This window comes from Frigoribacterium sp. PhB24 (assembly GCF_003755185.1).
In the GTDB taxonomy this organism is placed as follows: domain Bacteria; phylum Actinomycetota; class Actinomycetes; order Actinomycetales; family Microbacteriaceae; genus Frigoribacterium.
In genome coordinates this window covers 488687-504126 of the sequence record NZ_RKIC01000010.1, presented here as the reverse complement: position 1 = coordinate 504126, position 15440 = coordinate 488687, and the positions used below count along the sequence as shown (strand labels likewise).

General features: G+C 72.1%; 13 protein-coding genes and 1 pseudogene. 11 read left to right on the top strand and 3 right to left on the bottom strand.

The features are described from left to right. The first annotated feature begins 1 nt into the window (after position 1). A complete protein-coding gene (locus EDF50_RS07280) occupies positions 2-757 on the top strand; it encodes a succinate dehydrogenase iron-sulfur subunit (protein ID WP_123518865.1) in 756 nt (251 codons plus the stop codon). A gap of 90 nt (positions 758-847) precedes the next feature. Here the strand turns inward: EDF50_RS07280 and EDF50_RS07275 are convergent, their stop codons facing one another. Both EDF50_RS07275 and EDF50_RS07270 read right to left on the bottom strand, forming a co-directional pair. Then, positions 848-1195 (bottom strand): hypothetical protein, encoded by a 348-nt coding sequence (locus EDF50_RS07275; protein ID WP_123518864.1) that lies wholly within the window; start codon positions 1193-1195, stop codon positions 848-850. After that, entirely contained in the window at positions 1195-2310 is a 1116-nt protein-coding gene (locus EDF50_RS07270; protein WP_148076784.1) for a DUF6177 family protein, read from the bottom strand. Before EDF50_RS07270 ends, EDF50_RS07275 begins: the two co-directional genes overlap by 1 nt. A gap of 189 nt (positions 2311-2499) precedes the next feature. On the opposite strand from EDF50_RS07270, the gene EDF50_RS07265 reads away from it, so the two are divergent. Continuing rightward, positions 2500-3243, top strand: coding sequence for a hypothetical protein (locus tag EDF50_RS07265; protein WP_123518862.1), 744 nt, complete (start codon positions 2500-2502; stop codon positions 3241-3243). 95 nt (positions 3244-3338) lie between these two features. On the opposite strand, the gene ptsP is transcribed toward EDF50_RS07265, so the two are convergent. Then, a complete protein-coding gene (ptsP, locus tag EDF50_RS07260) occupies positions 3339-4988 on the bottom strand; it encodes a phosphoenolpyruvate--protein phosphotransferase (RefSeq protein WP_123518861.1) in 1650 nt (549 codons plus the stop codon). A gap of 165 nt (positions 4989-5153) precedes the next feature. Between ptsP and EDF50_RS07255 the strand changes: the two genes are divergently transcribed. The 9 genes and pseudogenes from EDF50_RS07255 to EDF50_RS07215 all read left to right on the top strand — a co-directional run bounded on the left by EDF50_RS07255 (position 5154) and on the right by EDF50_RS07215 (position 15422). Then, positions 5154-6314, top strand: coding sequence for a YihY/virulence factor BrkB family protein (locus EDF50_RS07255; RefSeq protein WP_148076783.1), 1161 nt, complete (start codon positions 5154-5156; stop codon positions 6312-6314). Positions 6315-6324: 10 nt separating this feature from the next. Then, positions 6325-7170 (top strand): exodeoxyribonuclease III, encoded by an 846-nt coding sequence (locus EDF50_RS07250; protein WP_123519000.1) that lies wholly within the window; start codon positions 6325-6327, stop codon positions 7168-7170. A gap of 54 nt (positions 7171-7224) precedes the next feature. Further along, positions 7225-8229: a tryptophan--tRNA ligase gene (gene trpS / locus EDF50_RS07245; protein WP_123518859.1), complete on the top strand. Its 1005-nt coding sequence runs from the start codon at positions 7225-7227 to the stop codon at positions 8227-8229. A gap of 2 nt (positions 8230-8231) precedes the next feature. Continuing rightward, positions 8232-8936: a GNAT family N-acetyltransferase gene (locus tag EDF50_RS07240; RefSeq protein ID WP_158612660.1), complete on the top strand. Its 705-nt coding sequence runs from the start codon at positions 8232-8234 to the stop codon at positions 8934-8936. Between the two features lie 38 nt (positions 8937-8974). Beyond that, the gene (ribD, locus tag EDF50_RS07235; protein ID WP_123518998.1) at positions 8975-9976 is read left to right on the top strand and encodes a bifunctional diaminohydroxyphosphoribosylaminopyrimidine deaminase/5-amino-6-(5-phosphoribosylamino)uracil reductase RibD; all 1002 of its coding nucleotides are present in this window, start codon (positions 8975-8977) and stop codon (positions 9974-9976) included. A gap of 17 nt (positions 9977-9993) precedes the next feature. After that, a pseudogene (ribA, locus tag EDF50_RS07230) lies at positions 9994-10614 on the top strand (GTP cyclohydrolase II); the annotation flags it as partial. Between the two features lie 242 nt (positions 10615-10856). Further along, entirely contained in the window at positions 10857-12203 is a 1347-nt protein-coding gene (locus EDF50_RS07225) for an MFS transporter (RefSeq protein ID WP_123518857.1), read from the top strand. 175 nt (positions 12204-12378) lie between these two features. Beyond that, positions 12379-14331 (top strand): ABC transporter ATP-binding protein, encoded by a 1953-nt coding sequence (locus EDF50_RS07220; protein ID WP_123518856.1) that lies wholly within the window; start codon positions 12379-12381, stop codon positions 14329-14331. Positions 14332-14387: 56 nt separating this feature from the next. Continuing rightward, positions 14388-15422 (top strand): enoyl-CoA hydratase/isomerase family protein, encoded by a 1035-nt coding sequence (locus tag EDF50_RS07215; protein ID WP_123518855.1) that lies wholly within the window; start codon positions 14388-14390, stop codon positions 15420-15422. Positions 15423-15440: the final 18 nt, after the last annotated feature.

Sequence of the window (15440 nt, the reverse complement as noted above, 5' to 3'; positions counted from 1 at the left end):
CATGAGCACCGCAGTCCTCGAGAACAAGCCCCAGGGCGCCGACGCCGTCCCCACGTTCACGGCGACGCTGATCATCCGTCGGTACGACCCCGAGGTCGACGACGAGCCCCGCTGGCAGGACTTCGACGTGCAGGTGCTGCCGACCGACCGCGTGCTCGACGCCCTGCACCAGATCAAATGGGAGCAGGACGGTTCGCTGACGTTCCGTCGCTCGTGCGCCCACGGCGTCTGCGGGTCGGACGCGATGCGCATCAACGGTCGCAACCGGCTGGCCTGCAAGACCCTGATCAAGGACCTCGACATCTCGCAGCCGATCTACGTCGAGGCCATCAAGGGCCTCCCGCTCGAGAAGGACCTCGTCGTCGACATGGAGCCCTTCTTCCAGTCGTACCGCGAGATCCAGCCGTTCCTCATGGCGTCGTCGAAGCCCGACAAGGAGCGCCTGCAGAGCGCCACGCAGCGCGAGCGCTTCGACGACACGACCAAGTGCATCCTCTGCGCCGCGTGCACGTCGAGCTGCCCGGTCTTCTGGACCGACGGCCAGTACTTCGGCCCGGCCGCGATCGTGAACGCGCACCGTTTCATCTTCGACTCCCGGGACGAGGGTGCCCAGGTCCGCCTCGACATCCTCAACGACAAAGAGGGCGTGTGGCGTTGCCGCACCACCTTCAACTGCACCGAGGCGTGCCCGCGCGGCATCCAGGTCACCCAGGCCATCGCCGAGGTGAAGCAGGCCGTGCTGCGCGGCCGGGCCTGAGGCCCGGCCACAGACCCGAATGAGGGCCCGACCACCTTGTGGTCGGGCCCTCATCCGTGTCGCAGGTCGCTGCTTTGGATCGTCGCCGCGTCAGTCGTCCTCGACGATGCACGCGGCCTCCAGGCCGAGCGCCAGCCGGAGAGCGACCGAGACACCGGTCTCGCCCTCGTCGCCCAGCGGGGCGACGGCGTCGATCCAGAAGACCGGGAGGCGCACCGAAGGCGGATCGGGCAGCAGTCGGTCGAGCTCGTCCACCTCGGTCACCTCGGCCGCCTGGTACACCGTGAGAAGGGCCACGCCACCCGCCGCGAACACCTGGAGGGCGTCTCCACCGTCGATCTCACGCACGCCGAGCGAACCGTCGACCGCGTGGGCCGCGGTGGCGAGATCGAGCTGGTCGTACACGTGCGGACTCAGGATGGTGATGTCGCGGGGCATCAGGCCTCGTCCTCGGCGGGGCGCTCGGCCTCGATCGAGCTCTCGTGCAGCAGGTCCAGTTCGTGCAGGTCTTCCTCCCAGGCCTGCAGCAGCGGGCTGGCGACGAGTTGGGCGAGACGCTCGGGGCCGACGGCTTCGAGGGTGCGGTGCAGAGCGTTCCACCCCGAGGTGGCCGCGTCACCCAGGGGGACGACGTAGGCCGGCAGACGAGGCCGGCCGACGACCACGACGGGTCGTTCGGCGTCGAGCGCCGAGCGCTCGAGGCCCAGCCGTCGGACGGACGGCGCCCCGATCAAGAGGGCGACCGGGTTCGGCGGCGGGTACGTCACCGCGCGGACGCACCGGTCGGACTCGCCCTCGCGGGCGATGACCAGGGCGAAGGTCGGCAGCGACGATTCGGCGATGTGGCCGAGGGCGTCGGTCAGTCGTTCGATCGCGTCGTCGAGCGACCCGTCGGTCACGTCGACCGTCAACGCCGTGGTCTCTTCGATGCCGTGGTCGGTGACCCGCGCGGTGATCGTCGCCGAGAGGTGCGGCCCCTCGACGACGACCCGGACGGTCTCGGGAGCCTGGTGACGGGCGTGCTGGGTGAGAACCCAGCGATCCCAGATGTGCCCGAGGGGCTCGGTCGTCCCCCATCGGGCCGGGACGGAGCCCGAGGCGGCCGCTCCGAGGATCTCGACCGCGCCTCCCAGGCTCGTGTCGTGGGACGCCCGGTGCAGCACCGTCAGGTCGACGCTGAGCTGGCAGGTGGTGTCGACGGCGTCGGCGATGACCGGCAGCCGCTCGGCGGCGGGGACCGCGGCGGACTCGGCGTCCGGTTCGGCCGCCGCGTGGTCGACGTCGTCGTAGGGCACACCTGCGAGGCCGTCGCGCAGGCGGCCGTGGTCGTCGTGAACCGCCCAGACTCCCCCGGCGGCGACGAGCGCGGCCCGGAGTCCGACCGTCAGCCGTGACCGCTCGCTGGTGACGAGCACGACACGTCGACTCGTCGCGGGTCGACCGAGGAGGTCCGCGAGCGGACGACTGAGTCGGACGACGCGGGCCCTGCTGTCGACCCGGACGGCGCGCGACGTGATCGCGTCGACCAACGGGTGTCGAATTGGGATGCCCACTCGTCGAGTCTGCTCCGTGCGGGACGGCCGTGACCGGATGCACGGCGGACTCGGAACAGCGCGGCCCGGGACGGCCTGCGCGGCCTAGGCTGGGTCACCGTCATCGCCACCGACCCTCGAGAGGCACGCCATGCACGACGTCCGACGTCTCGACCGCCGGCCCCGCCGGTCGTCCCCGCGAGCGATCGCGTGAGGCGACGCCCGTACCGCAACGGCGAACGCCCCGGCGACCAGCGGGAACGCCGTCGCGCCTTCTCCGCAGCCGTCAGGACGAGACCGCCCCTGCGACCCACCGCCGACCGCGAGCTCGGCCGGGCCCTCGCCCGCCTCGACGAGCTCGTCGAGAGAGCCCTGCTCTCGGGCGACCACGACCGCCTGCTGGACGAGACCCGTGTGTCGGTCTGGCCGCGTGAACTGGACGCCGTCGTCTCGGTCGTGGTGGACCGCCTCGATCCGACTCCGTCGGTGGACCGCGCAGCGGTGGCCGCCGCCGTCGCGGACAACGTGGAGGCGCGGTTCGGCCTCCGCCCCGGAGCCTCTCCCACCGAGAGGTCCGTCGTCCTCTGGCAATCGGTGGCGGGTGCCGATTCACGCCTCGCCGAGAACGGGTGGGAGCGCGACGTCCTGTCGGACGACCGGGAGGCGCTGGCCGAGTTCTTCGCCTCGGACGGCGACCCGGTCCGCGCTCGCCTGACACGGTCGTCGGGCCGGCTGCACCTCGAGTTGCGGGGCACGAACGCCCCTGTAGGCGACCGATCGTCGTCGTACGCCGTGTTGTCACGCTCGAGCGCGCTCGTCCTCGTCGACGACCCCCGAGGGCTCGTCTCGGTGCTCGACGAGAGCACCGCGGGTGCCCTCCGCGACGTGGTCGTCGCCTGGGGCGAGCTCGCCGACCACCTCGACGACCGCCGCGCGGAGATCAGCGGGCGCTGAGGCCCACGTGACACCGGGGCGCCACAGGCCCGGCGCCGCGACACCGGCTCACGGCGCCGCCGGAGCACCGCGCCGCCGGGTCAGGCGGTGACGGGTCAGGCGGTGACGGCTTCGGCGGCCTCTCGTGCGCCGGCTGCGGTGGTCGCGGCGACGGCGGCGGCCGCGAGGGCACGAGCCTGCTCGAGGGAGTACCGCGAGAGCTCGAGACGCACGTCGGCCAGCGCGGCCGGCGTCATCGAGAGCGTGGTGGCACCGAGACCGACGAGCACCACGGCCAGGAGCGGGTCGGCCGCGGCCTCGCCACAGATGCCCACCGGTTTGCCCGCCGCCGCACCGGCATCACCGAGCGACTTGACCAGGCGCAGCACGGCCGGGTGCCACGGGTCCTGGTAGGCGGCCACCGAGCCGAGCATACGGTCGGCCGCCATCGTGTACTGCGTCAGGTCGTTGGTGCCCACGCTGACGAAGTCGGCGCTGGCGAAGATCTGGTCGGCGAGCACGGCGAGCGAGGGGACCTCGGCCATCACGCCGACGGTCTTCAGGCCGAGCTCGCGGCCCAGGGTGACGAAGTACTCGGTCTCTTCCGCGTCGCTGACCATGGGCGCCATGACCCAGAGGTCGGCGGTGGTCGCGGCCTGCGCCTCGGCGAGCGCGGTCAGCTGGTCACGCAGGATGTCTTCTTTGACCCGCAGCGCGCGGAGGCCGCGCAGACCGAGCGCGGGGTTCTCTTCGTGGGCGTCGTTCAGGAAGCTGAGGGGCTTGTCGGCGCCCGCGTCGAGCGCACGGACCACGACCTTCTTGCCCGGGAAGGCCTCGAGCAGAGCGGTGTAGCTCGCGGTCTGGCTCTCGACGGTGGGCGCGGAGGAGTTGCCCAGGAACAGGAACTCGGTGCGGAACAGGCCCACGCCCTCGGCACCGAGCTCGATCGCGCCCGCCGCCTCACCCGGCGCACCGAGGTTGGCGAGCAACGGGACGGCGTGGCCGTCGGCCAGCGCACCGTCGGTGAGAGGGGCGGCGGCTGCGGCGGCACGGTCGGCGATGCGCTTCTCGGCATCGGCGATCTCGTCGGCGGAGGGGTCGACCGTCACCACGCCGGTCGCGGCGTCAGCCACGACGACGGTCCCGTCGGCCAGGTCGAGCGCGCCGGTCACCCCGACGATGGCGGGGATCGACTTCGACCGCGCGAGGATGGCCGTGTGCGACGTGGGACCGCCGTCACGGGTGACGAGCGCGAGCACCTTGTCGAGGTCGAGCAGCGCGGTGTCGGCGGGGGCGAGGTCGGGCGCGACGAGCACGAAGGGGGTGTCGCTCTCGGGCACGCCCGGAGCGGGGACCCCGCGCAGCGAGGCGATGACGCGCTGTGCGACGTCGCCGAGGTCGGTGGCGCGCTCGGCCATGTAGCCGCCCATGCCGACCAGCAGCTCTTGGAAGGCCGCGAAGGCCTCGTGGACGGCGCGTTCGCCGGTGCGACCGTCGTCGATGCGCGCCTTCACGTCGTCGGTGAGGGTCGGGTCCTGCGCCATCAGCGACTGGGCGTCGAGGACGTCCTTCGCCTCCCCACCGGCCTTCTCGCCCCGCGCCGTGAGGTCGGCGGCGACGGCGGACAGGGCCGTGAGCACGGCGTCGTACTCGATGGCCGCGTCCGCCGTGCGAGGGTCGGTGCCCGGCTCGGGCAGCGGATCGGGCATCTTCTTGACGGGGCCGACGGCCACTCCACGTCCGACGCCAACGCCCTGTAGTGCCACGGTGAACCTCTTCGAGTCTCGATGGTGGGGACGTGCGGCAGAATGCCGGGCACGCCCACGGTCGGTCCATCGTAGACGGAACGCCCGGACGTCCGGCCAGCGTCGATCCAGGTGCCGATCCCGGTGGCCCGGACCGCCTCGCCCGACCACCCCTACCCTGGACGCATGCGTGCGCCGTGGACCCGAGAACCGACGCCCGACCCGGTCGAGGCGACCCGCGCCTCCTCGGTCGGCGGCCCGTCCACGCGGGCGCGGCGAGCCGGCTCGCTCGTCGCGGGATCACGCCCCACCCGCGTGCTGGCACGGCACGTCACCGCGAAGGGGCCGTTGCTCGCGGCGGGACTGACCTACCAGGCGTTGTTCGCCCTGTTCGCGGCCCTCTGGGTGGGTTTCTCGGTCGCGGGCTTCGTCGTCTCGGGTGACCGACTGCTGCGGGACGAACTGATCGTGTTCATCCGCTCGGCCGTGCCCGGGCTGATCCAGGACGCCGACGGCACGGGCGTCGTCGACCCCGAGCTGCTGCTCGACGCGTCGGTCTTCGGGTGGACCGGGGCCGTCGCCCTGCTCGGTCTGCTCGTGTCGTCCGTCACGCTGCTCGGCAGCATGCGCGACTGCGTGCGGATCGTGTTCCGGGCGCCACAGGCCGTCACGCCCCTGGGCCGGCTGATCGTGCGGGACCTCGGCCTGGCACTGGCGTTCGGCGCCGCGGTCGTCGTCTCGGCGACGCTGTCGCTGGTCAGCACCACGGCGGTGTCGGGCCTGCTGTCCGGCGTCGGCGTCTCGACCCGGTCGATCGTCGGCGAGACGACCCTCCGTGTGGTCGGCGTCGTCCTGGTGTTCGTCTTCGAGACCGCGGTGCTCGCCGTCCTGTTCCGCGTGTTGGCAGGCCTGCACATCCCCTTCCGCCGCCTGCTCTCGGGGGCGATGATCGGTGCGGCCGGGTTCGTCTCGTTGACGGTCGTCGGCGGCGTCGTGCTGCGTGCCACGGGCTCGAACCCCCTGGTCGCCTCGTTCGCGGCGATCGTCGGACTGCTGATCGTGATCAACCTGCTCTGCCAGGTGCTGCTGCTCAGCGCCGGCTGGATCGCCGTCGGCATGGACGACCTCGGCGTCCTCGCCGACCCGCATCAGGAGGCGGCCCGCCTGCGGCGCCTCGAGGAGGAACGACGAGCCCAGGAGGCGCGGGCCCGGTCGCGCGGCGGTCGTCTCGTCGACGGCGCCCGTGGCCTGCTCTCGCGGTCGCTGCGTGGCGTACGCCGCGGCGGCCCGTCCGACGTCCCGCCCACGGGCCCCCCGGACGGCACCCGTGACGGTGCCCGCCGCTAGTCTGGAGCCCATGTCCACGCGCCTCCGTCTCGCCACCGTCAACGTCAACGGCGTCCGCGCCGCCTTCCGCAAGGGCATGGGCGACTGGCTCTCGGAGCGCGACGTCGACGTCCTCACGCTGCAAGAGGTGCGCGCCTCGACCGACGATCTCGAGGGGCTGCTCGGCCCCGAGTGGAACGTCGTCCACGACCCGGCGACCGCGAAGGGCCGGGCCGGGGTCGCCATCGCCAGCAGGGGCAAGGCCCACGTGCACCGCGTCGAGCTCGGGCCCGACGACTTCGACAGTGCCGGCCGCTGGCTCGAGGCGGACTACGAGATCGACGGCACCGTCGTGACCGTGGTCAGCACGTACGTCCACTCGGGCGAGGTCGGCACCCCCAAGCAGGACGAGAAATGGAAGTTCCTCGACGCCATGTCGGCGCGGCTCCCCGAGCTCGCCGCCCACAACGAGCTCTCGGTGGTCACGGGCGACCTCAACGTGGGGCACCGCGAGCTCGACATCAAGAACTGGAAAGGCAACGTCAAGCGCGCCGGCTTCCTCCCCCGTGAGCGGTCGTACTTCGACCGCTTCCTCGGGCCGGCGGGCGAGCAGGTCGCGACGGTCGACGGCACCGGCGGGGAAGGCCTCGGCTGGGTCGACGTGGGTCGTCGCTTCGCTGGCGAGGTCGAGGGGCCCTACTCGTGGTGGTCCTGGCGCGGTCAGGCCTTCGACAACGACACCGGCTGGCGCATCGACTACCAGTTGGCCACCCCGGCGTTGGCCGACACCGTCGAGCACTACGTGGTCGACCGAGCGGCCGCCTACGACCAGCGGTGGTCGGACCACGCTCCGGTCGTCGTCGACTACCGGCTCTGACCCCGCGCCCCACCCACCGCCCTTCTTTCTCGCACGACACCGACCGAGGACCTCATGACCAAGCCCCGTCTCTTCTCCGGCATGCAGCCGTCCGCCGACTCGCTCCACGTCGGCAACTACATCGGCGCCCTGCAGCAATGGAAGTCGCTGCAGACGACGCACGACGCCCTGTTCTGCGTCGTCGACCTGCACGCCATCACCGTCCCGCAAGACCCGGACGCGTTGCGCGCCCAGATCCGTGGCACCGCCGCGCAGTACATCGCGGCGGGCATCGACCCCGCGCGGTCGACCCTGTTCATCCAGTCGCACGTCCCGGCCCACACGCAGTTGGCCTGGGTGCTCAACACCCTGACCGGGTTCGGCGAGGCCAGGCGGATGACGCAGTTCAAGGACAAGGCGGCGAAGCAGGGGGCCGACGCGGCCTCGCTCGGCCTGTTCGCCTACCCGACGCTGATGGCCGCCGACATCCTGCTGTACCAGGCCGAGACGGTTCCGGTGGGTGACGACCAGCGTCAGCACGTCGAGCTCACCCGCGACCTCGCCACCCGGTTCAACTCACGCTTCGGCGAGACGTTCGTCGTGCCCGAGGCGACGATCCAGAAAGAGTCCGCTCGCATCTACGACCTGCAGTCGCCCGAGTCCAAGATGAGCAAGTCGGCGGCCACCGACTCGGGCGTCGTGTGGATGCTCGACGAGCCGAGCCGCACCGCCAAGAAGATCAAGTCGGCGGTCACCGACGCCGAGCGCGAGATCCGCTTCGACCGAGGGGCCAAGGCCGGTGTCTCGAACCTGCTGACCATCCTGTCGTCGTTCTCGGGCGAGAGCGTGGCCGACCTCGAAGAGCGGTACGCGGGCCGCGGGTACGGCGATCTCAAGAAGGACGTGGCCGAGGTCGTCGTCGAGACCTTCGCTCCCGTCCGCACCCGCGCCCTCGAACTGATCGCCGACCCGGCCGAGCTCGACCGCATCCTCGCGGTCAACGCCGACCGGGCGAACGAGATCGCCCAGGCCACGATCGACACCGTGTACGACCGCATCGGCTTCGTCCGCAAGGCCTGATCGTGCTGCCGTTCGTGCTCGCGTCACCGACCCTCGAGTTGCTGGTGCCGAGCGCGGCCGACGTCCCGGCCATCGTCGACGCCTGCCGGGACGAGACGCTGCAGCGGTTCACCACGGTGCCCGTGCCCTACGACCGGTCCGACGCCGAGTTCTTCCTCCGGCGCATCGTCGACGACGGCTGGGCGACCGGGCGCGAGTTCACCTGGGGGCTCCGTCGCCCCGGCTCCGGCCTGCTCGAGGGGATCATCAGCGTGCGGCTCCGGTCGTCAGACGTCGGCTTCTGGACGGCCCCGGCCTCCCGTGGTCACGGCCTGATGACCGAGGCCCTCGGCCTGGTGGCCGACTGGGCCTTCGGCGTCGGAAGGTTGCGCGAGCTCTTCTGGGAGGGCTACGTCGGCAACGACGCCTCGGCCGCCGTCGCCCGTCGTGCGGGGTTCACCTACCAGGGTGTCGGCCCGGGGCTGCACCCCGACCGCGACGGGGGCCACCCTCTCTGCTGGAAGGCCCGCCTGCGACCGGGCGACACACGGGTGGCCCGACCGGGCTGGCCCGACCTGGGGCATCCCCCGACGAGCCTCGGTCACCCGGCGGAATACCCCGTGGCCGACGGCGTTGACTCCCTCACCGATGCCGTCGACGGCGTCGTCCGATCGTCCCCCACCGCGCACGCTCCGGCGCGCGACCGTTCTCTTCCGGAGGCCCCGTGAGCATCGCCGCGAACGACCACGACCTCCTCGAGCGCACCATGCGCCGGGCCGTCGCCCTCGCCGGACGCGGACCCGCCCGCGGAGTGAACCCCCAGGTCGGTTGCGTCCTCCTGCGCCCCGACGGCAGCACGGCGGCCGAGGGGTGGCACCGCGGTGCCGGCACCCCGCATGCCGAGGTCGACGCCCTCTCGCACCTCTCCCCCGGCGAGGCGCGGGGCATGACGGCCGTCGTGACGCTCGAACCCTGTGACCACGTGGGCCGCACCGGGCCGTGCAGCGTCGCCCTGATCGACGCGGGCGTCTCCCGCGTCGTCCATGCCGTCCCCGATCCCGGTGCGTCCTCGGGCGGCGGGGCCGAACGGCTGCGGCGCGCCGGCGTCGAGGTGGTCGACGGTGTGCTCGCCGACGAGGCCGCCGAGATGGCTCGCCGCTGGTTGGTGACCGCCCGGACGGGTCGACCCTTCGTGACGCTCAAGTGGGCCTCGAGCCTGGACGGGCGCACTGCCGCGTCCGACGGCAGCAGTCGGTGGATCACCGGCACGGCGGCACGGCAGCACGTGCACGAGCAGCGGGCGGCCCACGACGCCATCTTGGTCGGCACGGGCACCGTGCTGGCCGACGACCCGAGCCTGACCGCCCGGGGCGACGGCGGCGAACTGCTCCCCGACCAGCCCCTGCCCGTCGTCGTCGGCACGCGACCCGTGCCGACCGACGCCGCCCTACGCCGACACCCCCGCGAGGTCGTCGAGACGGGCACGCACGACCTCGAGGCCGTGCTCGACGACCTCGGACGCCGCGGGGTCCGCAGCGTGTTCGTCGAGGGCGGCCCCACCGTCGCGAGCGCGTTCGTCCGGCTCGGGCTCGTCGACGACTACCTCGTCTACCTCGCGCCCACGCTGCTCGGCGGCCCGCGGACCGCCCTCGACGACCTCGGTGTCGAGCACATCGACCGACAGCGACGACTGCGCGTCACCGATGCGCACACCCTCGGCGACGACCTGGTGGTCGTCGCCCGCGACACCCCCAGGAGACACGTATGACCACCACCCCCGCCGCATCGTCCCAGGTGTCGTTCGAGGTCGAGACCACGGTCCCCACCAGCCACGGTACGTTCCGCATGAGGGCCTACCGCGACACCGTCACCGGGGCCGACCACGTGGCGATCATCGCGAGCGACCCGACGGGCCTTCCCCCGGCCGACGACGCACTCGTGCGCGTGCACTCCGAGTGCCTGACCGGCGAGGCGTTCGGCTCGCTGAAGTGCGAGTGCGGCCCGCAGCTGGACGCCGCACTCGACACCATCCGGGACCACGGCGGGGTCGTGGTCTACCTGCGCGGCCACGAAGGGCGCGGCATCGGCCTGGTCAACAAGCTACGTGCCTACCGCCTGCAAGAAGACGGCCTCGACACGCTCGACGCCAACCTCGCCCTCGGGCTGCCTGCCGACGCGCGCGACTACGGTGCGGCCGCCGACGTGCTGCGCGACCTCGGCCTCGCCCGTGTCCGCCTGCTCAGCAACAATCCCGAGAAACGGCGACAGCTCGGCCAGCACGGCATCGAGGTCACCGAACTGGTGCCCCTCGTCGTCGGCGTCGGAGCGTTCAACGAGGGGTACCTCGACACCAAGCGCGACCGCATGGGTCACGAGCTGCCCGGCCATCTCGGCTCCGACGACTGAGCCCGCGGCCCGACGCCCCGGTCCGTCCCGCGTCCCGGTCCGTCCCGCGTCGGGGTCCGACGTTCGTGCCCGGGCCCGTGCGGGAGTAACATCGGGGGCGGCTGTCACGAGCGGCCATCATCTCTCCCGGCCGAGCGATCCGCAGATCCCTGCACCGCGCCTCCGTCCGACCCGCTGCGCCGCATCACGCGCTCGGTCGTCGACGTCCGCCGGCCCTCGCCCCCTCCCCTCGGAGTGCCCCCGTGTCTGCCCCCACCGTCGACTCGTCGACGTCGCCCACCCCAGCCACCAACAAGCGTTCACGCGTCATCGTCGCGAGCCTCATCGGCACCTCGATCGAGTTCTACGACTTCTACGTCTACGCGACCGCCGCTGTGCTCGTCTTCCCGACGATCTTCTTCGCCAACGACGATCCCGCCGTCGCGCGGCTCGCCTCGTTCGCCGTCTTCGGCGTCGCGTTCATCGCCCGGCCCGTCGGCTCGATCGTCTTCGGGCACTTCGGCGACCGCATCGGCCGAAAAGGCACCCTCGTGGCATCGCTGCTGACCATGGGCATCGCGACGGTGCTGATCGGCTGCATCCCGGCCGGCACCACGCCCGGCTGGGCGGTCGCCGGCCCGGCCTGCCTCGTCGTGTTGCGCTTCTGCCAGGGCCTCGGCCTCGGCGGCGAATGGAGCGGTGCCGCCCTGCTCGCGACCGAGAACGCCCCCGCGAACCGCCGCGCGATCTACGGCACGTTCCCCCAGCTGGGCGCGCCCATCGGCTTCATCATCGCCAACCTCCTCTTCGTGCTGCTGAACACGACCCTCACCGAGGAACAATTCCTGGCCTGGGGCTGGCGCCTGCCGTTCCTGGCGAGCGCGGTGCTCGTGATCATCGGCCTCTACGTGCGGTTCAAGCTCATCGAGACCCCGGCGTTCCAGAGGGTCGTCGACTCGGGGAACGTCGCCACCCTGCCGCTGGCCCGCGTGTTCCGGTCGAGCTGGCGCCCCCTGCTGCTCGGCACGTTCATCATGCTCGCGACCTACACGCTCTTCTACCTGATGACGACGTTCACGCTGACGTTCGGGACGGCCGACGCCGCGGGCACCCCGGCGGGTCTGGGCATCCCCCGGACGCAGTTCCTCTGGATGCTGATCCTCGGCGTGGTGTTCTTCGGCATCTTCACCCTGGTCTCGGGGCCGCTCGCCGAGAAGTTCGGGCGCCGCGCCATGCTCATCTGCGTGACGGCGGGCATCCTCGTCTTCGGCTTCACGTTCGCCCCGCTGTTCGCGGCCGGGGCCCTCGGGGCGCAGGCGCTGCTGATCATCGGCTTCGTCCTGATGGGGCTCACCTTCGGGCCCATGGGGGCCGTGTTGCCCGAGCTGTTCCCCACGAGCGTCCGCTACACCGGCTCGGCGATCAGCTACAACGTGGCGAGCATCCTGGGAGCCGCCGTGGCCCCGTTCATCGCCGTGGCGCTCTGGACGGCGGCGGGTGGCAGCACCTGGCTCGTGGGCCTCTACCTGTCGTCGATGGCGGTCCTGACGCTGATCGCGCTCGTGCTCAGCCGGGAGACCCGGGACGTCGACTACGACACGGCCGGCTGACCGGAGGCGCCGTGCGCTGCCGACCGGCCCGCGCCTCCTGACCGGAGGCGCGGGCCGGTCTCGTGACGCAGGTGGCAGTCACCGGGACGAAGTACGGTCTTAGTCGGCGGTGGCACCGCCCGCGACTCCCGACCGCCGCACCCCGCGACGCCGGTCACCAGGCACGAGAGGCATCATGAGCTCCGACACACGCGCGCGCACGACGACGTCCGAGGGGAAGGAGGCGCGGGTCGACCCGCCCGCCGCGCCCCGGCCGCGCTGGGGTCGCCGCTCCCAGCCCGAGGGCCCCCGCGCCACGTTCCGCCAGTTGCTGCCCTACCTGTTCGAGCACAAGAAGGTCATGGCCTTCATCATCGTGCTCAGCGTGCTCGGGGCCGCGGCGTCGCTCGGCCAGCCACTGCTCGTGCAGCAGGTCATCTCGGCCGTGCAGCAGGGCGTGACGCTCGGGCCCCTCGTCTGGGCGCTGGTCGCGCTGGTCGTGGTGGCCGGCCTGATCAGCGGGTTCCAGCACTACCTCCTGCAGCGGACCGGCGAGGGCGTCGTGCTCTCGAGCCGCCGTCGACTCGTGGGACGCATGCTCCGTCTGCCGATCAGTGAGTTCGACACGCGCCGGACGGGTGACCTCGTGTCGCGCGTCGGGTCCGACACCACCCTCCTCCGAGCCGTGCTCACGCAAGGGCTCGTCGAGGCGATCGGCGGCAGCCTGACCTTCGTCGGCGCGCTGGTGGGGATGTTCTTGATCGATCCCGTGCTGCTCGGGCTGACCGTGCTCGTGGTCGCCGTGTCGGTGGTGGTCGTCGTGTTGCTCTCCGGCCGCATCCGCGTCGCGAGCCGCCAGGCGCAGGAGAAGGTCGGCGACCTGACCGCCGCCGTCGAGCGGGCGATCAGCTCGGTGCGCACGATCCGGGCCTCGGGAGCCACCGACCGCGAGATCGTCGGCGTCGAACGCGATGCCGAGGGCGCGTACCAGCGCGGACTGCAGGTGGCACGGATCTCGGCCCTGGTCGTGCCGATCTCGTCGGTCGCCCTGCAGGCGTCGTTCCTCGTCGTGCTCGGCGTCGGCGGTTACCGGGTGGCCAGCGGTGCCATCGAGATCGCCTCGCTCGTCTCGTTCGTGCTCTTCCTCTTCCTCATGATCATGCCGCTCGGCCAGGCTCTCGGCGCCGTGCTGAGCGTCAACCAGGCCCTCGGCGCGCTGGGGCGCATCCAAGAGATCCTCGACCTGCCGAGCGAGACCGACGGGGACGAGCGCCTCGCGGCCGAGGTCGCGACCCGTGAGGTCGGTGTCGGCGGCGATCCCGACGCGGGGGACGACATCGCCGTCCGCTTCGACGACGTGCACTTCCGCTACCCCGACTCGCCCGTTCCCGCCGGAACGGGGACGGGCGGCCCACGGGTCTCCGGCGAGCCGGGCCACGACTCGGGCATGCGCCCTGTCGACGACGACCTCACGGTGCTGCGTGGCGTGAGCTTCTCGGTGCCCGTCGGCAAGCGCACGGCCCTGGTCGGCCCCTCGGGAGCCGGGAAGAGCACCATCCTGTCGCTCATCGAGCGCTTCTACGACCCGACCTCGGGCGCCGTGCGCGTGGGCGGAGCCGACGTCCGCACCCTCGACCGACGCGACCTGCGGTCACGCATCGGCTACGTCGAACAGGACGCCCCGGTGCTCGCGGGGACGATCCGCGACAACCTCACCCTGGGCTCTCCCGAGGCGACCGACGAGGACTGCCGTCGGGTGCTCGAGGCCGTGAACCTCACCGCGGTGCTCGACCGTGGCGACCAGGGTCTCGACGCCCAGGTCGGCGAGGACGGCGTGATGCTCTCCGGTGGTGAACGACAGCGCCTGGCGATCGCCCGCACGCTGCTGAACGCGCCGCCGATCCTGCTGCTCGACGAGTCGACCTCGAGCCTCGACGGCCTGAACGAGCAGCGCCTCCGCGAGGCGATCGACGCGGTGGCCGAGAACCGTACGCTCATCGTCATCGCCCACCGACTGTCGACCGTGGTCGACTCCGACCAGATCGTCGTCGTCGAGGACGGTCGCGTGGTAGGCGTGGGCACCCACTCGGACCTGGTGCGGACGACCCCGCTCTACAGGGATCTCGCGAAGCACCAGCTGCTCGTCTGACACCGAGGTCGCGTGGCCGTCGGGGCCCGGGCACGGTGCCGTGGGACGATGGCCGGATGAACGACGTCGTTCCCACCGTCCTGACCCACGTCGACCGCGGGGTCGGTGTCGTCACCCTCAACCGTCCACGGAAGATCAACGCGGTGACGATCGAGATGCTCGGCCTCGTCGAGCAGGCCCTCGACACCTGGGAGGACGACCCCGCCGTCTCGTCGGTGCTGTTGCGGGGCGCCGGTGAACGGGGCTTCTGCGCCGGAGGCGACATCGCCTGGATCCACGCCAACGCCACGACGGACCCGCGACGCAGCGTCGACATGTGGCGCCGCGAGTACCGGGGCACGCTGCGCCTGTCGCGGTGGTCCAAGCCGATCGTGTCGCTGCTCGACGGCATCGCGATGGGTGCCGGCATCGGGCTCGGTGGTCACGTCACGCTGCGCATCGTCACCGAGCGCAGCTCGCTGGGCATGCCCGAGACCCGCATCGGCCTCTCCCCCGACGCGGGCGGTAGTTTCCTGCTGTCGCGGGCTCCGGGAGAGCTCGGCACCCACCTCGCCCTGACCGGTCGCGCGATGACGGCCGCCGACGCCCTGCACACGGGCTTCGCCGACCTCTTCGTGCCGTCGACCGACCTGACGCAGGTGCTGCCCGCACTCGCGGAGGGGGGACCCGACGCCGTGCGGGCACTGGGGACGGACGCGGGACCGTCCGATCTCGCCGCTGCCGCCGCCTGGATCGACGACGCCTACCGCGGCGACGACGCCGTCACGATCGTGCGGAGGCTCCGCCGCCTGGCGGAATCGGGACCGGCCGAGGCCGGAGCCGTGGCCGACGACCTCGAGGCGGCCTCGCCCACGTCGGTCGTCCTGACCCTCGCGGCCCGGCGACGGGCTGCTCGACTGCCCGACCTCGAGGCCGTCCTGGGGCAGGAACTGGGCATCGTCACCTCGCTCGCCGCCTCCCCGGACCTCGCCGAAGGCATCCGGGCACGCGTAATCGACAAAGATCGTCGACCCCGGTGGTCGCCGTCGACCCTCGCCGAGGTGGACGTCCCGGCGGTCCTCGCGACGGTGGACTGGACGACGAGGCTCTGAGCGGAGCGCGACCCGCGG

Excerpts from the sequence above, each read along its gene's own strand:
- EDF50_RS07280 (WP_123518865.1), top strand. The coding sequence starts at position 2 with ATGAGCACCGCAGTCCTCGAGAACAAGCCCCAGGGCGCCGACGCCGTC.
- EDF50_RS07275 (WP_123518864.1), bottom strand. The coding sequence starts at position 1,195 with ATGCCCCGCGACATCACCATCCTGAGTCCGCACGTGTACGACCAGCTC.
- EDF50_RS07255 (WP_148076783.1), top strand. The coding sequence starts at position 5,154 with ATGCGTGCGCCGTGGACCCGAGAACCGACGCCCGACCCGGTCGAGGCG.
- EDF50_RS07250 (WP_123519000.1), top strand. The coding sequence starts at position 6,325 with ATGTCCACGCGCCTCCGTCTCGCCACCGTCAACGTCAACGGCGTCCGC.
- trpS (WP_123518859.1), top strand. The coding sequence starts at position 7,225 with ATGACCAAGCCCCGTCTCTTCTCCGGCATGCAGCCGTCCGCCGACTCG.
- ribD (WP_123518998.1), top strand. The coding sequence starts at position 8,975 with ATGCGCCGGGCCGTCGCCCTCGCCGGACGCGGACCCGCCCGCGGAGTG.
- EDF50_RS07220 (WP_123518856.1), top strand. The coding sequence starts at position 12,379 with ATGAGCTCCGACACACGCGCGCGCACGACGACGTCCGAGGGGAAGGAG.
- EDF50_RS07215 (WP_123518855.1), top strand. The coding sequence starts at position 14,388 with ATGAACGACGTCGTTCCCACCGTCCTGACCCACGTCGACCGCGGGGTC.